23 protein-coding genes are annotated in these 25,718 nt (G+C 72.5%); 5 read left to right on the forward strand and 18 right to left on the reverse strand.

Going from position 1 to position 25,718, the window contains the following annotated elements; genetic code table 11:
• Positions 1–83: 83 nt before the first annotated feature.
• Complete coding sequence (locus tag AB0P24_RS36040; RefSeq protein ID WP_365801545.1) at positions 84–887, reverse strand: polysaccharide deacetylase family protein; 804 nt, start codon at positions 885–887, stop codon at positions 84–86.
• A complete protein-coding gene (locus tag AB0P24_RS36045) occupies positions 884–1,771 on the reverse strand; it encodes a polysaccharide deacetylase family protein (RefSeq protein ID WP_365801547.1) in 888 nt (295 codons plus the stop codon). Before AB0P24_RS36045 ends, AB0P24_RS36040 begins: the two co-directional genes overlap by 4 nt.
• Before the next feature lie 90 nt (positions 1,772–1,861).
• On the opposite strand from AB0P24_RS36045, the gene AB0P24_RS36050 reads away from it, so the two are divergent.
• Positions 1,862–3,049, forward strand: a complete 1,188-nt coding sequence (locus AB0P24_RS36050; protein WP_365801549.1) for a class I SAM-dependent methyltransferase — start codon at positions 1,862–1,864, stop codon at positions 3,047–3,049.
• Between the two features lie 6 nt (positions 3,050–3,055).
• Here the strand turns inward: AB0P24_RS36050 and AB0P24_RS36055 are convergent, their stop codons facing one another.
• The 5 genes from AB0P24_RS36055 to AB0P24_RS36075 form a co-directional block, all read right to left on the reverse strand.
• Positions 3,056–4,321: a sigma-70 family RNA polymerase sigma factor gene (locus AB0P24_RS36055; RefSeq protein WP_365801551.1), complete on the reverse strand. Its 1,266-nt coding sequence runs from the start codon at positions 4,319–4,321 to the stop codon at positions 3,056–3,058.
• 43 nt (positions 4,322–4,364) lie between these two features.
• Positions 4,365–4,721, reverse strand: coding sequence for a YciI family protein (locus AB0P24_RS36060; protein WP_365801553.1), 357 nt, complete (start codon positions 4,719–4,721; stop codon positions 4,365–4,367).
• Positions 4,722–4,892: 171 nt separating this feature from the next.
• Positions 4,893–5,948 carry an LCP family protein gene (locus AB0P24_RS36065; RefSeq protein ID WP_365801555.1) on the reverse strand — a complete coding sequence of 352 codons (1,056 nt, stop codon included), beginning with the start codon at positions 5,946–5,948 and terminating at the stop codon, positions 4,893–4,895.
• A gap of 95 nt (positions 5,949–6,043) precedes the next feature.
• Positions 6,044–7,351, reverse strand: coding sequence for an endo-1,4-beta-xylanase (locus tag AB0P24_RS36070; RefSeq protein WP_365801631.1), 1,308 nt, complete (start codon positions 7,349–7,351; stop codon positions 6,044–6,046).
• A gap of 170 nt (positions 7,352–7,521) precedes the next feature.
• On the reverse strand, positions 7,522–8,553 hold the full coding sequence (locus tag AB0P24_RS36075) for a LacI family DNA-binding transcriptional regulator (protein ID WP_365801557.1): 1,032 nt from the start codon (positions 8,551–8,553) through the stop codon (positions 7,522–7,524).
• Positions 8,554–8,722: 169 nt separating this feature from the next.
• On the opposite strand from AB0P24_RS36075, the gene AB0P24_RS36080 reads away from it, so the two are divergent.
• Positions 8,723–11,035 carry a glycoside hydrolase family 3 N-terminal domain-containing protein gene (locus AB0P24_RS36080; protein ID WP_365801559.1) on the forward strand — a complete coding sequence of 771 codons (2,313 nt, stop codon included), beginning with the start codon at positions 8,723–8,725 and terminating at the stop codon, positions 11,033–11,035.
• Positions 11,036–11,372: 337 nt separating this feature from the next.
• Here the strand turns inward: AB0P24_RS36080 and AB0P24_RS36085 are convergent, their stop codons facing one another.
• Genes AB0P24_RS36085 through tsaB form a run of 4 tightly spaced genes read right to left on the reverse strand, consistent with a single transcriptional unit; the run spans position 11,373 to position 13,909 of the window.
• A complete protein-coding gene (locus AB0P24_RS36085) occupies positions 11,373–11,633 on the reverse strand; it encodes a hypothetical protein (RefSeq protein WP_365801561.1) in 261 nt (86 codons plus the stop codon).
• Positions 11,630–12,718 (reverse strand): tRNA (adenosine(37)-N6)-threonylcarbamoyltransferase complex transferase subunit TsaD, encoded by a 1,089-nt coding sequence (gene tsaD, locus AB0P24_RS36090; RefSeq protein ID WP_365801563.1) that lies wholly within the window; start codon positions 12,716–12,718, stop codon positions 11,630–11,632. Before tsaD ends, AB0P24_RS36085 begins: the two co-directional genes overlap by 4 nt.
• Positions 12,711–13,235 (reverse strand): ribosomal protein S18-alanine N-acetyltransferase, encoded by a 525-nt coding sequence (gene rimI / locus AB0P24_RS36095; RefSeq protein ID WP_365801633.1) that lies wholly within the window; start codon positions 13,233–13,235, stop codon positions 12,711–12,713. The genes tsaD and rimI overlap by 8 nt, the downstream gene beginning before the upstream one ends.
• A gap of 17 nt (positions 13,236–13,252) precedes the next feature.
• Complete coding sequence (tsaB, locus tag AB0P24_RS36100) at positions 13,253–13,909, reverse strand: tRNA (adenosine(37)-N6)-threonylcarbamoyltransferase complex dimerization subunit type 1 TsaB (RefSeq protein WP_365801565.1); 657 nt, start codon at positions 13,907–13,909, stop codon at positions 13,253–13,255.
• 125 nt (positions 13,910–14,034) lie between these two features.
• Between tsaB and AB0P24_RS36105 the strand changes: the two genes are divergently transcribed.
• Positions 14,035–14,598 carry a hypothetical protein gene (locus AB0P24_RS36105; protein WP_365801567.1) on the forward strand — a complete coding sequence of 188 codons (564 nt, stop codon included), beginning with the start codon at positions 14,035–14,037 and terminating at the stop codon, positions 14,596–14,598.
• A 421-nt stretch (positions 14,599–15,019) separates the two neighbouring features.
• Here the strand turns inward: AB0P24_RS36105 and tsaE are convergent, their stop codons facing one another.
• From tsaE to glmS, 7 genes are all read right to left on the reverse strand, one after another.
• Entirely contained in the window at positions 15,020–15,532 is a 513-nt protein-coding gene (gene tsaE, locus AB0P24_RS36110; protein WP_365801569.1) for a tRNA (adenosine(37)-N6)-threonylcarbamoyltransferase complex ATPase subunit type 1 TsaE, read from the reverse strand.
• Positions 15,498–16,760, reverse strand: a complete 1,263-nt coding sequence (locus AB0P24_RS36115) for an alpha/beta hydrolase (RefSeq protein ID WP_365801571.1) — start codon at positions 16,758–16,760, stop codon at positions 15,498–15,500. The genes tsaE and AB0P24_RS36115 overlap by 35 nt, the downstream gene beginning before the upstream one ends.
• Before the next feature lie 121 nt (positions 16,761–16,881).
• A complete protein-coding gene (alr, locus tag AB0P24_RS36120) occupies positions 16,882–18,090 on the reverse strand; it encodes an alanine racemase (RefSeq protein ID WP_365801573.1) in 1,209 nt (402 codons plus the stop codon).
• A gap of 141 nt (positions 18,091–18,231) precedes the next feature.
• Positions 18,232–19,083, reverse strand: coding sequence for a L,D-transpeptidase family protein (locus tag AB0P24_RS36125; protein WP_365801575.1), 852 nt, complete (start codon positions 19,081–19,083; stop codon positions 18,232–18,234).
• Between the two features lie 661 nt (positions 19,084–19,744).
• Positions 19,745–21,196, reverse strand: coding sequence for an NAD(P)H-hydrate dehydratase (locus AB0P24_RS36130; RefSeq protein WP_365801577.1), 1,452 nt, complete (start codon positions 21,194–21,196; stop codon positions 19,745–19,747).
• Positions 21,197–21,260: 64 nt separating this feature from the next.
• Positions 21,261–21,632, reverse strand: coding sequence for a holo-ACP synthase (locus AB0P24_RS36135; protein WP_365801579.1), 372 nt, complete (start codon positions 21,630–21,632; stop codon positions 21,261–21,263).
• Between the two features lie 16 nt (positions 21,633–21,648).
• Positions 21,649–23,496, reverse strand: coding sequence for a glutamine--fructose-6-phosphate transaminase (isomerizing) (glmS, locus tag AB0P24_RS36140; protein WP_365801581.1), 1,848 nt, complete (start codon positions 23,494–23,496; stop codon positions 21,649–21,651).
• A 313-nt stretch (positions 23,497–23,809) separates the two neighbouring features.
• Between glmS and coaA the strand changes: the two genes are divergently transcribed.
• Positions 23,810–24,778, forward strand: coding sequence for a type I pantothenate kinase (coaA, locus tag AB0P24_RS36145; protein WP_365801583.1), 969 nt, complete (start codon positions 23,810–23,812; stop codon positions 24,776–24,778).
• A gap of 16 nt (positions 24,779–24,794) precedes the next feature.
• Positions 24,795–25,715 (forward strand): DUF389 domain-containing protein, encoded by a 921-nt coding sequence (locus tag AB0P24_RS36150; protein WP_365801585.1) that lies wholly within the window; start codon positions 24,795–24,797, stop codon positions 25,713–25,715.
• The last annotated feature ends 3 nt before the right edge of the window (positions 25,716–25,718 follow it).

The following is a 25,718-nucleotide window of genomic DNA, read 5'->3' on the forward strand; positions in this document are numbered from 1 at the left end:
CGATCTCGGCCGCCACCCCGCTTTCGGCCTTCGGCCTCGTCCTCAAACGCCGGACGGGTTGGATTCGGTGGCCGAGCCGGGTGCTACAGGTAGTCCTCCAGCCGGCCCACCGTCAGTCCGCTCGCCTGCACCCGGCGCAGCAGCCGGGTGGTGCGCTCCCTGAGGGGCGGGCCGAGGGCCTCGTCGGGGCCCACCAGGATGATGTCGCCGGGGCGGAGCTGCTTGTCGCCGTGCCGGTAGGTGATGCCGTCGGGGGTCATCGCCGCCCGCCACAGGACCACCGCCGTGACACCGCAGTCGGCCGCCGCGCGCAGGGTGGTGGCGTCGTAGGTGCCGTAGGGCGGGCGGAAGAGGCGGGGGCGGATGCCGAAGCGGGACTTCAGCTTCTCCTGCTGGCCGCAGATCTCGGCGCGCTGGCCGGCGTACGGCAGGCCGGGCATGGCCGGGTGGTCGAGGGTGTGGTTCTGGACGCTCGCGCCGACCGACTGGAGGCGGGCGAAGTGGCCGTAGCCGGGGCCGACCACGCTGTCCGTGAGGAACATGCTCACCGGCAGGCGCAGTTCGCGGACCATGTCCACGAAGCGGGGGTCCTTCTCGGCGCCGTCGTCGTAGGTCAGGAAGACCACCCGGTCGGACGTGGGGATGTGGTCGACGACCGGCGGGCGGGCGGTGTGGAAGGACAGCGGGTGCAGCGGCGGGCGCGGGGCCGGGGAGAGCGGGGCGGCCAGCCCCCACCGGCGGTACGCCGGCTCGCCCGCCGGGCCGTGCGGGTGCACCCGGTCGGCCGCCTTCCTGCCGAGCCGTTCGATGGGGTCGACGGACGGCGCGCAGGCCGACAGCAGGAGGGCGGCGGCCAGGAGCACGGCCGCCGCCCTCGGTCGGCTCACAGGTAGTCCTCCAGGCGCGCCACCGCGTAACCGTCGCGGGTGACCTTGTTCAGAAAGCGGCGCATGTCGTCGACCATGGTGCCGTCCCAGTCGTCACGGCCCCGGAAGTGCGTGAGGACGATGTCTCCGGGGTGCAGTCCGCGGTCCCACTCGCGGTACTCCCAGTGGTCGACGTACACCTCCTCGTCCCAGATCGGCGCGTACTTGATGCCGCAGGCCTTGGCGGCGCGCAGGGTGTCGCCGTTGTAGTTGCCGTAGGGCGGGCGGAAGACCGTCGGCGCCTTGCCGAACTGCCTCTTCATGATGTCCTGCATGCCGCAGATCTCGTGCTTCTGCTCGTCGTAGGTCAGACCGGGCAGATAGGGGTGGGTGAGGGTGTGGTTGTTGAGGGTGTGGCCCTCGGCCTGCATCCGGCGGAAGTAGCCGTAGTCGTCCTTGACCAGGTAGTTGCTGAGGAACGCGGTGTAGGGGATCCGCAGCTCGCTCATCATCCGCAGGAAGTCCGGGTCCTTCTCGGCGCCGTCGTCGATGGTGAGGAAGACGATCTTCTTCTTGGTGGGGACGGTGGTGAAGACCGGGGGCAGGTCGTCCTCCACCTGGCCGTCCACCTCGAAGCCGTCGCGAGCGGTGATCCTCGGCCTGTGCTTGGGCGGGGCCGGGGGCCGCAGGGGGACCGCGTCCAGCCCCCAGCGCCGGGCGGCGGCGACCAGGGCGGCGTGGGAGTCCGGGGCGGCGGCCCGGTGGGCCTGCTGGCCCGCGGCGGGACGGACCTCGGCCTGGTCCGCCGGTCCGGCGCAGCCGGAGACGGCGACGGCGGCTGCGACGGTGAGGGCGGCGATGGCCAAAGTCACCCTATTTTTGTCATTTTGTACGACTGCTCGCATGGTGCCGGATCCTTCCAGCCACCTCCCCGGAACCCCGGCAGACACCGCGGCCGGCGGCGAACCATCCACCGACTGGCCGACAATGACCCGGTGAACGACCACCTCTCCCCCCTCCTCACCCCCGAGGGCCGCGCCCTCCTCGACGAGGTGCGCGGCACCGCACCCGCCGACGAGCTCGCGGTCGCCACCCGGCTGCGCCGTGAACACCCCGCCGAGCTGGTGTCGGCGGCGCTGGCCCAGGCCCGGCTGCGGCAGCGGGCGGCGGCGAAGTTCGGGGCGGCGGACGCGGGCCGCATGTTCTTCACGCCGAACGGGGTCGAGCAGTCGACACGGGCGAGTGTCGCCACGTACCGGGCCCAGCGGCTGAAGGCGCTCGGGGTGACCTCGGTGGCCGACCTGTGCTGCGGGATCGGGGGCGACGCGATCGCGCTCGCGCGGGCCGGCATCCGCGTCCTCGCCGTGGACCGGGATCCGGTGACGGCGGCCACCGCGCGGGCGAACGCCGACGCGCTCGGGCTGGCCGACCTGATCGAGGTCCGGGAGGCGGACGTCCAGGAGGTGGACACGGCCGGCCACGACGCCGTCTTCGTCGACCCGGCCCGGCGCGGCGGCCGTGGCCGCATCTTCGACCCGGAGGCCTACTCACCGCCCCTGTCCTGGGCGGTCGGGACGGCCCGGGCTGCACGGACCGCCGCGCTGAAGATCGCCCCAGGCATCCCGCACGAAGCGGTCCCGGCGGACGCCGAGGCGGAGTGGATCTCGGACGCGGGGGACGTGAAGGAAGCCGTCCTGTGGTTCGGCACCGGTGCCCCGGGGGCCGTCCGCGCCACCCTCCTGCCCGGACCCCGCACCCTGCTGGGCCGCGGTCTTCCCGACCCCGCCGTCCGCCCGGTCGGCCGCTACCTCTACGAGCCGGACGGCGCCGTCATCCGCGCCCACCTGGTCGCCGAGGTGGCCGAGGAGCTCACCGGCGGACTGATCGACCCGACGATCGCCTACGTCACGGCCGACACCCTGCGCACCACCGCCTACGCGACACCGTACGAGATCACCGACGAACTCCCCTTCAACGTCAAGAAGCTGAAGGCCCTGCTGCGGGAGCGCGAGGTCGGCAACCTGACCGTGAAGAAGCGCGGCTCGGCCGTGGAACCGGAGGAGCTGCGCAGGAAGGTCAAGCCGCAGGGCCCGAACGCGGCGACCGTGTTCCTGACCCGGGTGGCGGGGGCGCCCACCATGCTCGTCGGCACCCCCGCGCGGCCGGCCGCCGGGCCGTCCTGAGCCCGGCTACGCGGCGCACTCCCGCGCCCTGGCCAGCAGCAGCTCCCGCTCCCGCTCGTTGCGCGCCAGCCCCGCGGCCCGTTCGAACTCCGCACGGGCCTCGGCCGTACGCCCGAGGCGGATCAGCAGGTCGCCGCGCACGCTCGGCAGCAGGTGGTAGTCCCTCAGGGCGGATTCGGCGGTCAGCCGGTCCACGATCGCCAGGGCCGCCGCGGGGCCCTCGGCCATGGACACGGCCACCGCGCGGTTCAGCTCGACGACCGGGGACGGCGACCGGGCGGCCAGCAGGCCGTACAGGGTGGCGATGGCCGCCCAGTCGGTCTCCTCGTACGTGTACGCGTGCGCGTGGCAGGCCGCGATGGCCGCCTGGAGGGCGTACGGCCCCGGGGCCCCGGTCGCCACGGCGTCCGCGCGGGCCAGGGCCCTGATGCCGCGCGCGATGAGCATGCGGTTCCAGCGGCGGCGGTTCTGGTCCCGCAGGAGAACCGGTTCGCCGTCGGGGCCGGTGCGGGCGGCCGTGCGGGAGGACTGGAATTCGAGGAGGGCGGTGAGGGCGTGCACCTCCGGCTCCTTCGGCATCAGCCCCGACAGGACGCGGGCCAGCCGCAGCGCGTCCTCGCACAGCGACGGGCGCAGCCAGTCGTCGCCCGCCGTCGCCGCGTACCCCTCGTTGTAGATCAGGTAGATGACGTCCAGGACCGAGCCGAGCCGGGCCTCACGGTCGGGCCCGTACGGCACCTCGAAGGCGATGTTCCTCGTCGCGAGGGTGCGCTTGGCGCGGACGATGCGCTGGGCGATCGTCGGCTCGGGGACGAGGAAGGCGCGGGCGATCTCGGCCGTGGTCAGGCCGCCGAGGAGACGCAGGGTGAGCGCCGTGCGGGCCTCGGGCGACAGCACCGGGTGACAGGCGGTGAAGACCAGGCGGAGCAGGTCGTCGTCGATGTCGTCCGGGTCGGCGGGCTCCTCGGGCGGGGCCGCCGTCGCCGTACTGCGGCCGATCTCCGCGAGCTTGCGGGCGTAGTTCTCCCGGCGCCGGACGAGGTCGACGGCGCGGTGGCGGGCGGTGGCCATGAGCCAGGCGCCCGGGTTGCCGGGCACGCCGTCCCGGGGCCACTGCTCCAGGGCGGCGACGAGCGCGTCCTGCGCCAGTTCCTCCGCGAGGCCGATGTCCCGGACGATCCGGGCGACCCCGGCGATCACGCGGGGCGCTTCGAGCCGGAAGACGGTCTCGATGGCGTGGCGGGGGTCGGCCTCGGGGGGCTGTGTGCTCACAGCCCCCCATGCAACACCCACCGTCGGACGTACGCCAGGAGGGTCAGCCCTCCGCGATCTCCCGGACCTCGCAGGTCACGGTCCAGAACTCCTCGTGCACCTTGAGGAACCGCTTGGTCCACTCCAGGGCCTCGGCCTTGTCCTTGCACTGCATGATCGCGTAACCGCCGATGACCTCCTTGGCCTCGGTGAACGGCCCGTCGGTGACGGAGATCCTGCCGCCCTCCCAGTGCACCCGCGTGCCCTGGGAGGTAGGCGTGAGCCCCGCGGTGTCCAGCATCACGCCGGCCTTGGTGATCTCCTCGATCAGCTCGCCCATCCGCTGCATCAGCTCCTGGCTGGGCCCCTCGGCGGGAGCGGTGGTCTCGTCGATCCGCACGAGCGACAGGTAACGGGGCATGGTGACTCCTCGGGTTTCCGGCGGGGTCTCTCCCCGCATCTCACCCTTGCGTCGAACGGCCCTCCCCCGCATCGACACGCTCGCCTGAATTCCCCGAAGTTTTTTCCACCGCCCTCTGGAGGCGTCAGCGCGACCCGGCCCGTCGGCCGGCCGCGCAGCTCGGCGGGGCGCCTACCGCAAGGACTTCCACAGGTCGCTCGCCGCCGGCTCCTTCGCGATCACCCGGTTGGGGTCGGAGGGCGCGGTCACCACGGGCATCATCACCGTCCTGACGTGGTCGGAGGTCAGGCCCTTCAGGCTCTGGCCCAGCCGCATCAGCTCGCTGAGCGAGTCCAGGCCGGTGTCGGTGGTGAGGCTGGAGGTGACCGCGTCGGCGACCGCGTAGAGCTTGGCCGGGTCGGTCAGCAGGCTGCCGGCGGCCATCTGGTCGAGGAGGGCCTTCACCAGTTTCTGCTGGAGGCCTATCCGGCCCAGGTCGCTGCCGTCGCCTATGCCGTGCCGGGTGCGGGCGAGCGCCAGGGCCTGGGTGCCGTTCAGGTGGTGGGTGCCCTTCTTCAGGTGCAGGTGGCTGTCGACGTCGTCGATGTCCTGGTCGGTGGTCACGGTCACCCCGCCGAGCGCGTCGACCAGCTTCGCGAAGCCCGAGAAGTCGATCTCCAGGTAGTGGTCCATGCGGACGCCGGTGATCGACTCGACCGTCTTGACCGCGCACACCGCCCCGCCCAACGAGTAGGCGCTGTTGAACATCGCGTGGTAGGCGACGGACGTCGAGCCGCCGGAGGACAGCGGGCAGGAGGGCCGGGTGACCAGGGTGTCGCGCGGGATGCTGACGACGGTGGCCGACGTCCGGCCGGCGTCGATGTGGACGACCATCGCGGTGTCGGAGCGGGCGCCCGAGCTGTTGCCGCCGCCGAGCTTCTTGTTCTCCTTGCCGCTGCGCGAGTCCGAGCCCAGCACCAGGATGTTCACCGAACCGGTGGGCAGCGGGGTGGCGGACGCGGACGCGGTGGCCGCCGGCGTCGTCACCGCCTTCGCCGGGCGGTCGTCCCCGAGCGCGCTGTTGATGTCGACGCTCTTGATGTTGTCGTTGAGATGCCAGTAGACCCACCCCGCGCCGGCGATGCCGAGCGTCATGACCCCCGCCAGGGTGAGGCCGGCGATCTTCAGCGCTCTCGACCGCCGGCCCACCCGTCTGCCCGCGCCGCCGTGCTCCTCGTGTCCCGTCACAAGGCAGGAACGTAAGTCCGAATTATTAGCGGACTGTTAGCGCGAGCACCGCGAAGAGGTTTTCTTCGGAAAATCTCACCCTTCTCACTCCGGGTTCAGCTCAGGGTGACGGCGGGCACCGGATTGCTCCCGCTCCAGGACGCGTTGAACCCGAAGGTCACCGAACTCCCGTCCGCCACCGTCCCGTTGTAGGAGGCGTTGGCGCAGGACACCGCGGCGCCCGACTGGGTGCAGGTGGCGTTCCAGGCCTGCGTGATCTGCTGTCCCGCGCCGTACGTCCAGCTCACGCGCCAGGACGAGAGCGAGGCACCCGAGCAGGAGACGGTCACCTGGCCCGTGAACCCGGTGTTCCACTGGCTGCCGACGCTGTAGGCGGCGGTGCAGGCACCGGTCGGCGGCGGGGTGGTCGTGGTGCCGCCGAGCGCCTCGGCGATGCCGTAGTACGCCGGTTTCGGCGCGTAGTTCGCGTCGTACGGCGTCGCCGCCCCGTACCCCGGGAACGTGCTGTCCACCCAGGAGTCGGAGTCGGCGAAGCCCCACACGGTGACGTTGACGCAGCGGCTCACCGCCACGCACGCGGCCACCACCGACTTGAAGTCGGCCTTCTGCTGGGCGAGTTTGGTGCTGTCGGAGGGCAGTGCCATCCGGATGTCCAGCTCGGTGATCGCCACGTCGACGCCCAGGTCGGCGAAGCGCTGGATGTTCTGCTGGAGGGTGGACGGCACCTGGCCGAGGATCAGGTGGGCCTGAAGGCCCACCCCGTCGATCGGGACGCCCCGGCTCTTCAGGTCCTTGACCAGGTTGTACAGGGCGGTGCTCTTCGCGTTGACGCCCTCGACGTTGTAGTCGTTGATGTACAGCTTGGCGTCCGGGTCGGCCGCGTGCGCCCAGGTCAGGGCGTTGGCAATGTAGTCGGAACCGAGGCCGTTGTACCAGATCGTCGACCGGTAGGTGCCGTCCTCGTTGAAGGGCTCGTTGACGACGTCCCAGGCGGCGATCTCGCCCTTGTAGCGGCCGACCTCGGTGCTGATGTGGTTCTGCAGCAGGCTGCTGAGCTGGGCCGAGGTCCAGGTGCCGTTCGTCAGCCAGCTGGGGTTCTGGCTGTACCAGACCAGGGTGTGGCCGCGCACCTGCTGGTTGTGGGCCTGGGCGAAGGCGACGATCTGGTCCGCCTCGGTCCAGTTGAAGCTGCCCTGGGTGGGCTCGACCGTCCCCCACTTCATGGCGTTGCCCGGGGTCAGCGAGCTGAACTGGCTGCCGGCCAGGTCGCCGTAGGTGCCGGTGAGCTTGGAGCCGGTGACCGCCGTGCCGATGACCTTGCCCTTCGCGGCGGCCAGGTCGCGCAGCGGGGTGTCGGCGGCGTGCGCGGGAGCGGTGCCGGCGGCGAACAGGCCGACGCCCATGACCAGGCCGGCCAGCCCGGCCCGTAACAGGTTGCCGAAGGTTCTGGAGGTTCTGGAGGTTCTCATGCGGGTGGCCTCCGAAAGTTTCGGTTGTGCAACCGATTGACTTCGGAGGAGTGTGGAGGCGCCCGCACCACCCGTCAATACGTCAGCTTCCGGCCAGGCCCCCCTCACGCGGTCGCGGGCGCCGCCGTGCTCGACCGCACCACCAGGCTCGTCGCCAGCTCGACGCGCGTCGCGGTCGTCGCCTCCTCCGCCCGCCCCATCTCCAGCACCAGCCGCGCCGCCGCCTCGGCCATCTCGGTCAGCGGCTGCCGTACGGTCGTCAGCGGCGGCCCCACCCAGCGGGCCAGCGGCAGATCGTCGAACCCGACGACGCTCACGTCCTCCGGGATGCGCAGCCCCAGCTCACGCGCGGCCTCGTAGAGCCCGAGCGCCTGGAGGTCGTTGCCGGTGAAGATCGCGGTCGGCCGGTCCGGCATGCGCAGCAGCTCCAGGCCGAGCCGGTAGCCGGCTTCGTGGTGGAAGTCGCCGACCTTGATCAGGGCCGGGTCGACGGGGAGCCCGGCGGTCTCCAGCGCGGCCCGGTACCCGTCCACCCGGGCCCTGCTGCACATCATCCGGGACGGCCCGCTGATCGCCCCGATGCGCCGGTGCCCCAGCTCGACCAGGTGCCGGGTGGCGGCGAGCCCGCCCTGCCAGTTGGTGGCCCCGATGGACGGCACGTCGGGCCCCGGGTCCCCCGCCGGGTCCATCACCACGAACGGGATCGACCGGCTCATCAGCAGCGCCCGCTGCGACTCGTCGAGTCCCGACAGCACCAGCACCACTCCGTGCGGCCGGCGCGCCGCCACCTGGTCGGCCCAGGTCCGCCCGGGGGTGTGCCGCCCCGCGCTCTCACTGAGCACGACACTCAGGCCGGCGTCCCGGGCCGCGTTCTCCACCCCCCGGATGACCTCCATCGCCCAGGCGCTCTCCAGCTCGTGGAAGACCAGGTCGATCAGCGGGGAGCGGGAGGCCTCGGCGCGTCGCCGCCGGTAGCCGTAGGCGCGCAGCAGCTCCTCGACACGGGTGCGGGTCGCCGGGGCGACATCGGCACGCCCGTTCAGGACCTTCGAAACAGTCGGAGCGGACACCCCGGCCTCACGGGCGATTTCGGCGAGGGTCGCCGTCTGCGTTTCTGCGGGCTTCGGAGGCGTCATGACCGCGATCGTATCCCCGGGCTCCCCCTTGACGAAGACCTTCGCACGCCATAGGTTCCCGGAACATTCGGTGTGTGGTACGAAACATTCGTAGCAGCGTTCGTAGCAGAGCACCTCGCAGCGGGCTTCACAGCGGAGCCGCGCAGCAGAGAGCAGAGACGGGAGTTTCATGACCACCGCTCCTTGGCGCGACCCCGCACTGCCCGCCGCCACCCGCGTCGACGACCTGCTCGCCCGGATGACGCTGGAGGAGAAGACCGCCCAGCTGTACGGCGTGTGGGTGGGCGCCGCCACGGACGGCGACGGGGTCGCCCCGCTGCAACGCGAGATGACCGCCGGCTCATTCGACTATGAATGGTCCGAGCTGGTCACCCTCGGCCTCGGCCAGCTGACCCGCTCCTTCGGCACCGCCCCCGTGGACCCGGCGCTGGGCGCGCGAGCACTGGCCCGCGCCCAGCGCCGGATCATCGCGGCCGGCCGCTTCGGCATCCCGGCGATCGCCCACGAGGAGTGCCTGGCCGGCTTCACGGCCTGGCAGGCCACGGCCTATCCGGTCCCGCTCGCCTGGGGCGCCGCCTTCGACCCGCCGCTGGCCGAGGAGCTGGGCCGGCGCATCGGGAACGACCTCCGCTCGGTCGGCGTCCACCAGGGCCTGGCCCCCGTCCTGGACGTGGTCCGCGACCCGCGCTGGGGGCGGGTCGAGGAGACGATCGGCGAGGACCCGTACCTGGTCGGCACGGTCGGCTCCGCCTACGTCCGGGGTCTGGAGTCGGCCGGGGTGATCGCCACCCTCAAGCACTTCGCCGGCTACGCCTCCTCCACCGGCGCCCGCAATCTGGCCCCGGTCCGGGCGGGCGTGAGGGAGTTCGCGGACGTCACCCTTCCGCCGTTCGAGATGGCGCTGCGCGAGGGCGGGGCGCGCTCGGTGATGGCGGCGTACAACGACACGGACGGCGTCCCCGCTTCTGCGGATCCCCGTCTCCTGACCGAACTCCTGCGCGAGGAGTGGGACTTCGAGGGCACGGTGGTCGCCGACTACTTCGGCATCGGCTTCCTGCAAACCCTGCACAGGGTGGCGGGCACGGAGGCGGAGGCGGCCCACCTGGCGCTCGCGGCGGGCATCGACGTCGAACTCCCGACGCTGAAGTGCTACGGGCGTCCGCTGGTGGCGGCGGTGCGGGACGGCGTGATCCCCGAGGCCCTGGTGGACCGGGCGGCCCGCCGGGTCCTGCTCCAGAAGTGCGAGCTGGGGCTGCTGGACGAGGACTGGACCCCGGAGCCCGCGCGGGAGGGACCGATCGACCTCGACTCGACGGCGAACCGCGCCCTGGCCCGCCGTCTGGCCGAGGAATCCGTGGTCCTGCTGGACAACCCCGACGGCGCCCTCCCCCTCGCCCCCGACACCCGCATAGCCGTGGTGGGCCCCCGAGCCGCCGACGCCCTCGCCATGCTCGGCTGCTACTCCTTCCCCTCCCACGTCCTGACCCACCATCCCGGGGTCGACCTGGGCATCGCCATCCCCACCGTCCTCGACTCCCTGCGGGCCGAACTCCCGGACGCGAAGGTGACGTTCGCCGAGGGCTGCGACGTCTCGGACCCCGACACCTCCGGCTTCGAGGAGGCGGTGGCGCGCGCCGCGGAGGCGGACGTGTGCGTGGCGGTCCTCGGCGACCGGGCGGGCCTGTTCGGCCGGGGCACCTCGGGCGAGGGCTGCGACGTGACGGACCTGGACCTGCCCGGCGTGCAGGCCGGCCTGCTGGACGCCCTGCTCTCCACGGGCGTCCCGGTGGTCCTCGTCCTCCTCACCGGGCGCCCGTACGCACTGGGCCGATGGCACGGCCGGCTCGGCGCGGTGGTGCAGGCGTTCTTCCCCGGGGAGGAGGGCGGCCCGGCGGTGGCGGGAGTGCTGTCGGGCCGCGTCAACCCGTCGGGCCGCCTGCCGGTGAGCGTGCCCCGCGTGCCGGGGGGCCAGCCGTGGACCTACCTCCAGCCCCCGCTGGGCCTCGCGGGCGAGGTCAGCAACCTGGACCCGACCCCGCTGTACGCCTTCGGCCACGGCCGCTCGTACACGAGCTTCGCCTGGGAGCCGACGTCGCCTCCGTCGGCCGAGCTCCCCACGGACGCCTCCCACGACGTGACCCTCACCGTCCGCAACACCGGCGACCGCCCCGGCACCGAGGTCGTCCAGCTCTACCTGCACGACCCGGTGGCCTCGGTGACCCGCCCGGACGTCCGCCTCATCGGCTACCAGCGCGTGGACCTCGCCCCCGGCGAATCCCGGAGCCTGACCTTCCACTTCCACGCCGACCTGTCGGCGTTCACGGACCGCGACGGGGTGCGGGTGGTGGAGCCGGGAGCCCTGGAGCTGCGGGTGGCGGCGTCGAGCGCGGAGGTACGAGCCGTGACCCGCCTCCGGCTGACGGGTCCGGTACGGCGGTTGGGCCCGGACCGGGTGCTGCGCTGCGAGACGGAGGTGGAGTGACCGTCAGACCGAGTCCGCCGCATGCGAGATGAAGGGGCCCCAGGCGGCGGGGGCCGAGGGCGCTGGTCACGGCCCAGGTGTGCGGGGCAGGAGGACTACTCGGCCTGATCGCCGGCCGGTGCCCACGGCGCCCCGGCCAGAGGCCCCGTGGTGATGCGGCGGGCTCGCCCTTGGTCCGCAGGCGTCCCCGGGCCACGAGGCGGTCGAGGCGCAGTTGCTCCGCGGCCGCCCCGGAGCACGCCCGGCGCGATGCCGAGTTCGGCGGCGCCCTGAGTGTTCGTCCCGCCCGCGGCGCAGCAGCGTACGGGCTTACAGCCGAAATCTCCGGCGCGTCACACTAGCCCTCGCCAACCGACTCGAAGCGCCACCGGTGTACCGGACGGGTGACCAAGTCGCCCGGCGGATCAGCGAGTTCGGGGATGTCCGTGGCGTCGTACGACGCCTCCCACCACGTGATCACCAGCACCCGGTCCTGCGGTGCCCGGAAGGTCTCCCGGCGTACCGGCTCCTGCGCGAGCCTCTGCTCCCGCGCCCACGCCAGGAGTTCGGCGCCCCCGCCCGGCACCGCCCGCGCCTCCCACATCAACGCGACCGTCACCGGTAGAGGTTCTCCCTGCTGACCTCGTGCACGTGGTCGTGGTTTGCCGGGACGTGCGGGTCCGTCACCGGCAGGGAGCTGTCCGCCGAGAGGTCCCAGCCGGAGGGGGTCCGGTTGCGCGCGACCATCTCCGCGCCGAGTGCGGCCACCATCGCGCCGTTGTCCGTACACAACTTCATACGTGGCACCCGGAGCTGGATGCCGGCCGCCTCGCAGCGCTCCTGGGCCAGGGCGCGCAGGCGGGAGTTGGCGGCCACACCGCCGCCGATCATCAGGTGGTCCACGCCCTGGTCACGGCAGGCACGGACGGCCTTGCGGGTCAGGACATCCACGACCGCCTCCTGGAAGGAGGCCGCCACATCCCGGACCGGCACTTCTTCGCCCGCCGCCCGCTTGGCCTCGATCCAGCGGGCCACGGCGGTCTTCAGACCGGAGAAGGAAAAGTCGTACGCGGGATCGCGCGGACCCGTGAGACCGCGCGGGAAGGCGATGGCCGCCGGGTCGCCCTCGCGGGCGTAGCGGTCGATGACCGGGCCGCCCGGGAAGCCCAGGTCCAGCACTCGCGCGATCTTGTCGAAGGCCTCACCGGCCGCGTCGTCGATGGTCGCGCCGAGGGGACGTACGTCGGAGGTGATGTCCGTGGACAGGAGCAGCGACGAGTGACCGCCGCTGACCAGGAGGGCCATCGTCGGTTCGGGCAGGGGACCATGTTCCAGCTGGTCCACGCAGATGTGCGAGGCCAGGTGGTTCACGCCGTAAAGAGGCTTCCCCAGGGCATACGCGTACGCCTTCGCCGCGGAGACGCCGACCAGCAGCGCCCCGGCCAGGCCGGGACCGGCCGTGACCGCGATGCCGTCCAGGTCTCTCGCGCTCACGCCCGCTTCCTTCAGCGCGCGTTCGATGGTGGGAACCATCGCCTCCAAGTGGGCGCGGGAGGCGACCTCGGGGACGACCCCGCCGAAGCGGGCGTGCTCGTCGACGGAGGAGGCGACGGCGTCGGCGAGCAGGGTGGTGCCCCGGACGATGCCGACGCCGGTCTCGTCGCAGGAGGTCTCGATCCCCAGGACCAGGGGTTCGTCAGCCATTGATCTCGGTTCCTTGTTCGAAGGTGGGCCCGGAGGCGGAGCCACTGCCGGGCTGCCCGGTCATCAGGCGCATCACCAGGGCGTCCACGTTCCCCGGCTGGTAGTAGCCGCGTCTGAACCCGATGGGCTCGAAGCCGAACCGCTCGTAGAGCTTCTGGGCGCGGATGTTGTCGACCCGGCATTCGAGCATGACCTCGGCGCACTCGAAAGCGGTCGCGGCCCGCAGCAGCTCGGTGAGCAGCTCTCCGCCGAGCCCGGTGCCCCACTGGTCACGGCGCACGGCGATGGTCTGGATGTCGCCTATGGCGGCGGAGCCGCTGTCGGACGCGCCGCCCTGGGCGGCGAGCCCCCCGTACCCGACGATCCGGCCGCCCTCCAGGGCCACCACGTACCGCCGGGTCGCCGCGGGCCCCCTCGCGTGCGCCAGTTCGGACCAGAACATCCCCCGTGACCAGGCGTCCTCGGGGAACAGGTCCTTCTCCAGCTCCAGGACCGGGTCGATGTCCCACCAGCGCATCTCGCGCAACTGTGCGGTCACTTCGGGGTGACCACCTTGTAGTTCTTGGGCACCTGGGCGTCCGGCCGGCGCAGGTACAGCGGCCGGGGCGGGGGCAGTTCCTCCCCCGCGGCCAGCTTCTCGGCGGCCAGCGACGCCAGGGCCGCGGCGGACACGTTCTCGGGCTCGTGCACGACGGGGAAGGTGTCGGGGTAGAGCAGCGCCCCGGCGCCCACGGCGGGCAGCCCGGCCACCTTCTCGGCGATGTCGGCGGGCCGGTCGACCGCGGGCTCCGTGAGCCGGGTGCGCGAGTCCTCGTACACCGCCCAGTAGACCTCTTTGCGGCGGGCGTCGGTCGCGACGACGAACGGGCCCTTCTCGATGTCGGCCGCGTAGGCGAGAGCGTCGAGCGTGCACAGGCCGTGGACGGGCACGCCGAGCGCGAGCCCGAAGGTGTCCGCGGTCATCAGGCCGACCCGCAGGCCGGTGTAGGGGCCGGGACCGATCCCTGTGACGATCCCGGTGACGGCGTCCAGCTTGACCCCCGCCTCGGTGAGGACGCGGTCGACGGCCGGCAGCAGCAGCTCGCCGTGCCGGCGCGCGTCCACCTGGCTCGACGAGGCGATGACGGCCGTACCGTCGTGCAGGGCGACGGTGACGGCGGGGGTGGCGGTATCCAGAGCGAGCAAGAGCACGCGAACAGCCTACGGCTCCGGCGCCGCGAGCACGCCCGGCCGGGTCGCGCGGTCACGGACTGCTACGGTCGGTACGAAGTACGACATATACGGCGATGCACTACGGCGAGGCAGAGGTGGCGCACGTGGCAGGGACCAGCTCGGGAGTCGTGGCCGGCCTCACCGCGGCGGCCGTCGGGGTGGTCGGACTCCTCGCCTACCAGGCCTCGGCCACCGTACCGCCCGGCCTCGGCGGCCGGCCGTCGGCGAGCGCCGCACCCGGCGCGCCGGCCGCCAAGGCACCCCGGGACCGCCGCCACCCCACCGCCCTGCCGAACAGTTCCGGGACGGGTGAACGGGTGGTGTACTCGGTGGACGACGACCGGGTCTGGCTCGTCAACGAGCGGGGCCGGGTCGAGCGCACCTTCAAGGTCACCCCCGGCGCCATCGACCCGCCCGTGGGCATCTACTGGGTGACGTCCCGCTCGAAGGCCGTCACGGGCAGCGACGGCCTCCCCATCGAACACGTGGTCCGCTTCGCCACCACGAAGGACGGCTCAGCCATCGGCTTCAGCGCCGTCACCGCCCGACGCGCCGCCGAATCGCCCGACCCGACGGTCAGGACGGGCGGCATCCGGGAGACCCGCAGGGACGGCGACGCGATGTGGAACTTCGCGACGATCGGGGTGAAGGTGGTCGTGATCCGCTGAGCGGCTCGGCGGCGCAGCCGCCGCTCGGGGGCGCGGGGCCGTGTTCGATGTGCGGCCACCGCCGCGTGGGCGCGACCAGCCACAGCGCACCCGCAGCCACCCACCGGCCGAACCCGCCTAGGCGGCTCTACGTCCCTGCTCAACCGGCGTCGACATCACCGGCTCCGGCGCTCTCGGCGGCCGGGACACCGCGTCGGCAGCCGCACAGGACGCCAGTAGCTCACGCATGGAGACCCCGGGAGCCACGGCGACCGCGACCGGTCGCCGCTCCTCGGACTGGGACACGGACACGGGCGCCTCCTGAGGTGCGGGGGCGGGCGTGGTTAGGCAGACCTAACCACGGACTGGATACCATGTGACCACGCCCGATACGTCCGGCGCAACATCTTGCCGACGCCTTGTCGGAACGTTCACACGCTCCTCAGGCCGACAGCACCCCCAGATCAACGCCGTCCCACCGCTCCCCCAGCCCCGCCAGGGTCACGTGCCGTACCTCGTCGGCGGTGTCCCCGACCGCCCGGTGGATCCGGACCGTGAGCCGGTCCTCGGTCAGCTCCTCGACCTTGCCCTCGCCCCACTCCACGACGATCACGGACTCCGGCAGCGAGACGTCGAGGTCCAGGTCCTCCATCTCGTCGAGCCCGCCGCCCAGGCGGTACGCGTCGACGTGGACGAGCGGCGGCCCGCCCCCCAGGGACGGATGGACGCGTGCGATCACGAAGGTCGGCGAGGTGACGGCGCCGCGCACGCCGAGCCCCTCCCCCAGCCCGCGCGTCAGCGTCGTCTTGCCGGCACCGAGCTCCCCGCTGAGCATCACGAGGTCACCGGCGCGCAGCAACTTCGCCAGTCGGCGGCCCAGCTCCCCCATCTGCTCGGGAGAGGTGACGGTCAACTCGATCTCAGCCTGGCTGTGCCGTGCTGCTGGTGCTTCCATAGCCACTTACGGTAGCCCCTGCCGGCACGGCACCCGCGCGGGTGAGCAGGTCGGCCAGGCGGTCCGTGACCACTTCCGGGTGCTCCAGCATGACCAGGTGCCCGGCGTCCGCGACGAGCACCAGTTCGGCGTCGGGCAGCAGGTCGGCGATGACCTCGCTGTGCTCGCTGGGCGTGACGAGGTCCTGCACCCCGGCCAGCACCAGCACCGGCAGATCCTGGAAGTAGGCGAGCGCGGCGGTCTTGTCGTGGTCGGTGAAGGCCGGGTAGAACTCGGCGACCACGTCGATCGGCGTCGACTCGATCATCCGCTCCGCGAACCGCTCCACCGCCGGGTCGACGTCCTTGGACGCGAACGAGTACCGCTTGATGATCCCGGCGAAGAGATCCGCGGTGACCCGCCGCCCCTTCTCCACCAGCGCGGCCTGCGTCCCCAGCGCCTTCAGCACGCCCGGCAGCACCCGGCGCACGGCCGCGACACCGGCGACCGGCAACCCGAAGTTGACCTCGCCGAGCCGCCCGGACGAGGTACCGACGAAGGCGGTGGCGACCACCCGCTGCCGGATCAGATCGGGATACTGCGCGGCCAGCGCCATCACCGTCATCCCGCCCATGGAGTGCCCGACCAGCACCAGCGGCCCCTCCGGCGCGGCCGCGTCCAGGACGGCCTTCAGGTCCCGGCCCAGCTGGTCGATGGTGAGCTCCACCCCGTCCTCGTGCTGGGCGACGCCCCGCCCGGAGCGGCCGTGGCTGCGCTGGTCCCAGTGCACGGTGCGGACGACCCCGCGCAGGGCCGCCCGCTGGAAGTGCCAGGAGTCCTGGTTGAGGCAGTAGCCGTGGCTGAAGACGACGGTGACGGGGGCGGGCGCCTTGCGGCCGAAGAGCCGGCGGCGGCGCGGCGAGACGGCCGCGCCGAGGTCGGGATCCACCTCGTCGACCTCGTAGTACAGCTCGGTGCCGTCGTCGGCGTACGCCTTGCCGGGCGCGCCGCGCAGGGTGCCGTACGGGCCCGCCGAGTCCAGTGCCAGCCGGGCCTTGCGACGCATCCCGCGGCCGACGGTCATCCGCTCCAGGGCGACCCCGGCGGCCGCCCCGGCGGCGAGCACTCCTATGGCGGCTCCGGCGACGCCGGTCACCTTGCGCCAGCTGCCGGAGGCCGCCTCCGTGGCCGAGGCGACGACGGCCGCCGCGGCGGCTTCCGCTACGGCCTCCGCACTGCTCTCGCTCACGTACCGCTCCTCTTCGCCGTACTACAGTTCGCCGGTCAGGTGACACGGGTGACGCCGACGAGATTGCTGTCTTTCGTTGATACAGATGTAACCGGGTTGTGCCGCCGCCGAACCCCGGAGGTCAGTCGCCGGTTCCCGGCCCGTCCCCTGGTTCCTGCCCACTCGGCCCCTCGTTCACATGGACGCGGGGAACCCTGGTTCCGATGCGGGTGACGATTTCGTATGCGATCGTGCCCGCGGCCTGGGCCCAGTCCTCGGCGGTGGGCTCGCCCCGGTCGCCCGGACCGAACAGCACGGCCTCGGCGCCGACTTCGGGTTCGTCGCCGCCGAGGTCCACGACGAACTGGTCCATGGCGATGCGCCCGGCGGCCGTCCGCCACTTGCCGCCGACCAGTACGGGGCCGGTGCCGGAGGCGTGGCGCGGGATGCCGTCCGCGTAGCCGACGGGGACGAGGCCGAGGGTGGTCTCGCCGGGGGTGACGTAGTGGTGCCCGTAACTGACACCGTGCCCGCCGGGTACGTGCTTCACCAGGGCGAGGGAGGCGGACAGCGTCATCACGGGGCGCAGGCCGAAGTCGGCCGCGCTGCCCAGTTCGGGGCTGGGCGAGAGGCCGTAGAGCGCGATGCCCGTGCGGACGAGGTCGAAGTGGGCCTCGGGGAGGGTGAGGGTGGCCGGCGAGTTGGCGATGTGCCGCACCTCGGGGCGCACGCCCTGCTGCTCGGCGTACCCGAGCATCTCCTGGAAGCAGGTGAGCTGGGCGGCGATGGAGGGATGGCCGGGCTCGTCGGCACAGGCGAAGTGCGACCACAGGCCGGTGATCCGGACCAGCCCCGCCGCCTCGGCGCGCAGCGCCTCGCGGACCAGCTCGGGCCAGTCGGCGGGCTGACAGCCGTTGCGTCCCAGCCCGGTGTCGGCCTTGAGCTGCACGCGAGCGGGGCGGCCGGCTTCCCCGGCCGCCTCGGACACCTCCCGCAGGGCCCACATCCCGCTCACCGACACGTCGAGATCCGCCTCGACCGCCTCGCGCCACGGCCCGCCCGGGGTCCACAGCCAGCACATGATCCGCACGTCCGCCGGCAGCCCGGCATCCGCGCGCAGCGCCAGCGCCTCCTCCGGGGTGGCCGTACCGAGCCAGCTCGCGCCCGCCTCCACAGCCGCGCGGGCACACCGAAGGGCCCCGTGGCCGTACGCGTCGGACTTCACCACGGCCATCAGGGCCGCGCCCGGCGCGAGGGCACGCAGGGTCCGCGCGTTGGCCCGCAGGGCCGCCAGGTCGATCTCGGCGCGGGCGCGCAGGGGCGCGGTCGGTGCAGTCGCTGTCTCTCTCATCGCGCCCCCAGTGTCTCAGAGGGCTCCGACAGCCCTCCGGCGCAGCCCCCGGTACGGCTGCCGGCCGCCCGCGGGTACCCGCCGGACACGGACTCGCGCACCTGGCCGCGCACGGGGTGACACGCCGGGCGGCACACCGGGTCAGCTACCGGTCCGGTGCCCCCATACGTACACCCTGTCGCCCTTCTTCAGCACGCTCCACAGCTTCTTCGCATCGCCCAGCTTGAGGTTCACGCAGCCCCAGGAGCCGACGGTGGTGTAGATGGAGCCGTAGACCGCGTGGAAGGCCTGGCCGCCGTCGAAGAACTGGGCGTACGGCATGGGCGAGTTGTACAGCGTCGACCAGTGGTTCTTGTGCCGCCGGTAGACGGTGTGCCACCCGGCCCGGGTCGCGTACCCCTTCCGCCCGCTGCGCATCTGCACCGGCCCGTAGACCACCTTGTTGCCCTTCTGCACCCAGGTGACCTGCCGGTTGAGGTCGACACAGGCGACCCGGTACGACTTCACGGGGCAGTCCTTCTTGGCGTTCGGGTTCTTCTTCGCCGAGAGCAGCATCATCTGGTACCAGGTCACGGGCCCCGCGAACCCGGTCGCCGGCTTGATCCGGTACTTCTTCTGGAACTTCTGGACGGCCTTGCAGTCGGCGGCGGACTGCTTCCCGTCCGCCTTCAGCCTCAGCCACTGCTCGATCTGCTTCTGGTACGGCCCGGTCAGCCTGGAGCAGCTCACCTTGACGACGACATCACTGAGCGGCACGTACTCGACGAGGTCGTACGTCCCCGGCACCGCCGCCCTCGGCTCGACGGCGTCCTCCTCGGCGCTGGGCACGTACACCCTGGGCGCCGGCATCCGGTCGGGAGTGTCGATCTGCCAAGGCTGCGAGGGCCCCGGCGCGACCCCCCGCACCAGTTCCGACTCCGGGACGGCTGCGGAAGGCCCGGAGACGGCGGACTCCGCGACCCCGGTCCCGGCCCCGAGGCAGAGCCCGGTCACGGCAACGACGAACCCCTCCGCGACCCCCCGCACCCGACCACGCCGATGACGCACGCTTCGTCCACTGATCATGCGATCAGACAACCCCTCAGGGCCCGGATTTCCGGGGAGCCGCGCGGCGGGGTCACCCGGGGGATGCACGGGCCTCCGGCGGTACCAGAGGAACGGAATTACGGCCGCATCGCGGGGCCGTAGGGCCGCGGGGCCGTAGGGCCGTAGGGCCGCGGGGCCGTAGGGCCGCGGGGCCGTAGGGCCGCGGGGCCGTAGGGCCGCGGGGCCGTATCGATGTGCGGCTGCCGCCGCGCGGACGCCACCAGCCACAGCGCACCCGCACCCGCACCCACCCCGCGTCCGAGCCGCCCACCCCCTGCCCTTCCACCCCCGTCCCGTGTTCGAGGACCAGGCCGTCCAGGCCGCCGGGGTCCGGGGCGGAGCCCCGCGACCGTGCGACCCCGACCCACCGAGTCGAACAAGCCCGACGCCGACGGGGCCCAGGGCAAAACCCCGCCACACTGCGCCCCCGACCCACCGAGTCGAACAAACCCGACGCCGACAGGGTCCGGGGCGGAGCCCCGCGACGGTGGGGTTCCGGCCTACCGAGTCGGACGAGCCCGACGCCGACGGGGTCCGGGGCGGAGCCCCGTGGCGGTGCGGTTCTGGCCTACCGAGTCGGGTGGGTGGGTGGGTAGACGCCCCGCCAGGCCGACGGCAACTGTGCGGCCACCGCATGGGCGACCGTCGGCGCCCCCTCCGCCGCGAACCGCCCCGCGAGCCCGTGCAGATACGCCGCCACACTCCCCGCGTCCCGCCCGTCCAGCCCCGCCGCCAGCAACGACCCCGCCAGCCCCGACAGGACATCCCCACTCCCGGCGGTGGCAAGCCAGGGCGTCCCCGTCGCGTTCACCCGGACGGCGGACCCTCCCCCGGCCTCCGCCACCAGCGTCGTCGACCCCTTCAGCAGCACGGTCGCCCGATAGGCCGCCGCCAGCTCCCGCACCGCCGCGAGCCGGCCGCCCTCGACCTCCTCCCGGCGTACCCCCAACAGGGCCGCCGCCTCCCCGGCATGCGGTGTCATCAGGGTCGGCGCCGTACGGGCGCGTACCGCTTCCCGGCCGGCCAGCCGCAGCCCGTCGGCGTCGACCAGCACCGGCACGTCCTCCGCCAGCACCTCGGCGACGGCCTCGGCGTCGTCCCCGACTCCCGGCCCGGCCACCCACGCCTGGACCCGCCCGGCCTTCCGCGGCCCCCCGTCCGACACCAGCGTCTCGGGAAAGCGGGCCAGCACCTCGTCCTTGGCCGGCCCGACGTACCGTACGGCCCCGGCCCCGCCCCGCAACGCCCCGGCGACGGCGAGCACCGCGGCCCCCGGATAGCGCGCCGACCCGGCCGCGATGCCCACCACCCCCCGCCGGTACTTGTCGCTCTCCGCCGACGGCACCGGCAGCAGCCGCGCCACGTCCGCGTCCTGCAACGCCTCCAGCTCGGCCTCCTCGGGCAGTTCGAGCCCGATGTCGACCAGCCGTACCGAACCGGCGTACTCCCGCGCCGGATCGATCAGCAGCCCCGGCTTGTGCGTCCCGAAGGTCACGGTCAGGTCCGCCCGTACGGCCGCCCCCCGCACCTCACCGGTGTCCGCCTCCACCCCGCTCGGCAGGTCCACGGCGACGACGGCGGCCCGCGACCGCTCCACGACCGCCACCAGCTCCGCCGCCTCGGGCCGCAGCCCGCCCTTCCCGCCGATCCCCACGATCCCGTCGACGACGAGGTCGGCCCGCAGGAGCGACTCCTCGGCGCCACCGTCCCGTACGACGGTCCCGCCGGCTCGGCGCAGCGCCGCCAGCCCACCCCCGTGCACGCGCTCCGGCGCGAGCAGCACCGCCGCGACCCCCGCCCCTCTGCGCGCGAGCCGCGCCCCGGCGTACAGCGCGTCGCCGCCGTTGTCCCCGCTGCCGATCAGCAGCACCACCCGGCTGCCGTACACCCGGCCGAGCAGGTCGGCGCAGGCGGCGGCCAGCCCGGCGGCGGCCCGCTGCATCAACGCCCCTTCCGGCAGCCGAGCCATCAACTCCCGCTCGGCCGCCCGTACCGTCTCCACGCTGTAAGCAGTCCGCATGCCCCGAGTCTCCCCCGGAACCGGCGAGGCGCGCATCCGCCCCGCCCCCGTCGTGCCGCCCCTCTCACCCCTCCGCGATCACCACCGCCGACGCCACACCGGCGTCGTGACTGAGCGACACATGCCACGACCGCACGCCGAGTTCCGCCGCGCAGGCGGCCACGCTGCCCTTCACCCGCAGCCGCGGCCGCCCGTTGTCCTCGACGTACACCTCCGCGTCCGTCCAGAGCAGCCCGGGCGGGGCGCCGAGCGCCTTGGCCAACGCCTCCTTGGCCGCGAACCGCACCGCGAGCGAGGCGACACCGCGCCGCTCGCCGCTCGCCAGGTACAACTCGCGCTCGATGAAAAGCCGCCCGGCCAGCCCGGGAGTCCGCTCCAGCGACTCCCGGAACCGGTCGATCTCGGCGACGTCGATGCCAACCCCGATGATGCTCATGGTCAGCACCCTAAGGTCACTCCACGGTGACCGACTTGGCGAGGTTGCGCGGCTGGTCCACCTCGTTGCCCCGGGCGGTGGCCAGTTCGCAGGCGAAGACCTGGAGCGGGACCGTGGCGACCAGCGGCTGGAGCAGGGTCGGGGTGGCCGGGATCCGGATCAGGTGGTCGGCGTACGGTACGACCGCCTCGTCACCCTCCTCCGCGATCACGATCGTGCGGGCGCCCCGGGCCCGGATCTCCTGGATGTTGGAGACGATCTTGTCGTGCAGGACGGAGCGCCCGCGCGGGGACGGGACCACGACCACGACCGGCAGGTCCTCCTCGATCAGCGCGATCGGCCCGTGCTTCAGCTCGCCCGCCGCGAAGCCCTCGGCGTGCATGTACGCCAGCTCCTTGAGCTTCAGCGCGCCTTCGAGGGCGACCGGGTAGCCGACGTGCCGGCCGAGGAAGAGCACGGTGTTCTTGTCCGCCAGCGACCGGGCCAGCGCCCGTACCGGTTCCATGGTCTCCAGGACCCGCTCGACCTCGCCGGAGATGTGGGACAGGTCCCGGATCACCGCGCTGATCTCGTCGCCCCACTTGGTGCCCCGCACCTGACCGAGGTACAGCGCCACCAGGTAGCACGCCACCAGCTGGGTCAGGAACGCCTTCGTCGAGGCGACCGCGACCTCCGGCCCGGCGTGGGTGTACAGCACCGCGTCCGATTCGCGCGGGATCGTGGAGCCGTTCGTGTTGCAGATCGCCAGGACCTTCGAGCCCTGCTCACGGGCGTGCCTGAGGGCCATCAGCGTGTCCATGGTCTCGCCGGACTGGGAGATGGCGATGACCAGCGAGCGCGAGTCCAGGATCGGGTCCCGGTAGCGGAACTCGCTCGCCAGCTCCACCTCGCACGGGATGCGCGTCCAGTGCTCGATGGCGTACTTGGCGATCAGGCCGGCGTGGAAGGCCGTACCGCACGCGACGATGACGACCTTGTCGATCTCCCGGAGCTCGGCCGCGCCGATCCGGACCTCGTCCAGCGTCAGCGAGCCGCCCGCGTCGATGCGGCCCAGGAGCGTATCGGCGACCGCCTTGGGCTGCTCGGCGATCTCCTTGAGCATGAAGTAGTCATAACCCCCCTTTTCCGCTGCCGACGCGTCCCAGTCGACGTGGTACGAGCGGACGTCCGCCGGGGCGCCGTCGAAGCCCGTCACCGTCACGCCGTCCCGGCGCAGCTCCACCACCTGGTCCTGGCCCAGCTCGATCGCCGACCGCGTGTGGGCGATGAACGCGGCGACGTCCGAGGCGAGAAAGGCCTCGCCCTGCCCGACGCCCACCACGAGCGGGGAGTTCCGGCGCGCGCCCACGACCACGTCCGGATCGTCGGCGTGCACCGCGACCAGCGTGAACGCGCCCTCCAGCCGCCGGCACACCAGCCGCATCGCCTCGGCGAGATCCGCGGTGCCGGAGAACTCCTCGGCGAGCAGGTGCGCGACCACCTCGGTGTCCGTCTCGGAGGCGAGGTCGTGGCCGCGCTCGGCCAACTCCCCCCGCAGCGCGGCGAAGTTCTCGATGATCCCGTTGTGGACGACGGCGACCCGGCCGGCGTTGTCCAGATGCGGATGCGCGTTGGCGTCCGTCGGCCCGCCGTGCGTGGCCCAGCGGGTGTGCCCGATACCGGTGGCACCGGTCGGCAGCGGCCGCTCCGTCAGCTCCTTCTCCAGGTTGACCAGCTTCCCGGCCTTCTTCGCCGAGGCCAGCCCACCGTCCGCGAGCACCGCGACGCCCGCCGAGTCGTACCCCCGGTACTCCAGCCGCTTGAGGCCGGCGACCACCACATCGAGCGCCGACTGCGCCCCCACGTATCCCACGATTCCACACATGGGCGGCAGCCTAAGACCCGAACCCCACCCGAACACGGCTCAGCATGCCCGAAATCGGAAATCAAACCGGGCTTTCCGCCCACCAGGAGGCCTCTATCGCGGATGACCACGCAAAGGGAGACATCACCGCGGGCATCGTCCACCGCGGTGACCGCCAGGACGGACGACCCGGAGATCTTCGTCGCACGCGCCAAGCCGCTCACGCGGACGGCAGGCAGAAGCCTCGCGCTCCGCGACGTCCACGTGACCGACCCCACCCCCCGCCCCGTTCAAACTCCGTTAACAATGGAATGTGATCTCTCCGGTCTCCCCGATGCCCAGGAGCGCCCACCGGCACAGGCCGGAGGCGACTCCCTACGTCGACCTCACCCGTTCCGAGTGGAGCGCGCTGCGCGACAAGACACCGCTGCCGCTGACCGCGCAGGAGGTCGAGCAGCTGCGTGGTCTCGGCGACGTGATCGACCTCGACGAGGTGCGGGACATCTACCTCCCGCTGTCGCGGCTCCTCAACCTGTACGTCGGCGCGACCGACGGCCTCCGAGGCGCCCTGAACACCTTCCTCGGCGAACAGGGCTCCCAGTCCGGCACCCCGTTCGTGATAGGCATCGCCGGCTCGGTGGCCTGCGGAAAGTCGACCGTGGCACGACTGCTGCAGGCCCTCCTCTCGCGCTGGCCCGAGCACCCGCGCGTGGAACGGGTGACCACCGACGGCTTCCTGTTGCCGACGAGGGAGCTGCGGGCCCGCGGGCTGATGTCACGGAAGGGCTTCCCCGAGTCGTACGACCGCCGGGCGCTGACCCGGTTCGTCGCCGACGTCAAGGCAGGCAAGGACGAGGTCACCGCGCCCGTCTACTCCCACCTGATCTACGACATCGTCCCCGACGAGAAGCTCGTGGTCCGGCGGCCCGACATCCTGATCGTCGAGGGCCTGAACGTCCTGCAGCCGGCCCTGCCCGGCAAGGACGGCCGCACCCGGGTCGGCCTCGCCGACTACTTCGACTTCAGCGTGTACGTCGACGCGAACGCCGACGACGTGGAGAGCTGGTACCTCAACCGCTTCAAGAAGCTGCGCCAGACCGCCTTCCAGGACCCGAACTCGTACTTCCGCACGTACACCCAGGTCTCCGAGGAAGAGGCCCTGGACTACGCCCGTACGCAGTGGCGCACCATCAACAAGCCCAACCTGGTGGAGAACATCGCCCCGACCCGCGGCCGGGCCACCCTGGTCGTCCGCAAGGGCCCGGACCACAAGGTGCAGCGGCTGCGGCTGCGCAAACTCTGACCGCTAGCCTGCCCCCATGCTGCACCTGCGCCTGATCACGCCGTCCGCCACGACCGACGACGTGGTCCGTCTGATCGAGAAGACGATCGGCACCACGCATCTGGTCGTGCTGCCGGGCGCCGCCCGCAACCCCGTGGGGGACGTGGTGATGTGCGACGTGGCCCGGGAGGCGGGTGACGAACTGCTCACCGGGCTACAGGAGTTGGGCCTCGACCGCACCGGATCCATCGCCGTCGAGAACATCGATCTGAGCCTGTCCAAGCGCGCCGACAAGGCCGAGGCGGAGGCGCCCGGCGAGGGCGCCGACGCCGTTCTGTGGGAGCACCTCACCGACGCGACGCACGAGGAGTCGACGCTCTCGTTCACCTACGTCGCCTTCATAACGCTGGCCACGATGATCGCGGCCTGCGGTGTGGTGCTGGACAACGCGATCCTGATCGTGGGCGCGATGGCGGTGGGGCCGGAGTTCGGGCCGCTCGCGGGCATCTGCACGGCCGTCGTGCAGCGCGCCCCGCGTCTGGCCCTGCGCTCCCTGACGGCGCTGCTGGTGGGGTTCGCGGCGGCGATGGCGGTGACGGCGGGGTTCAGTCTGTTCATGGACGCGGTCGGTCTGTTCACCAGGGCCCAGCTGGAGGCCGACCGCCCCAACACCGGCTTCATCTACGCGCCGGACTGGTTCTCGTTCGTCGTGGCCCTCCTGGCCGGCGCCGCCGGCACGCTCTCCCTGACCTCCGCCAAGTCCGGCGCCCTGGTCGGCGTCGCGATCTCGGTCACCACGGTGCCCGCAGCCGCCAACGCGGCCGTGGCCCTGATCTACAGCGACACCAACCAGGCCGGGCGCTCGTCGGAACAGCTCCTGCTGAACCTCTTCGGCATCGTCCTGGCCGGCATCTGCACCCTGCTGGTGCAGAAGTGGGTGTGGCGGAAGGCCGTCTAGCTC

It is taken from the genome of Streptomyces sp. NPDC086519 (assembly GCF_040686075.1).
GTDB lineage: Bacteria > Actinomycetota > Actinomycetes > Streptomycetales > Streptomycetaceae > Streptomyces > Streptomyces shenzhenensis.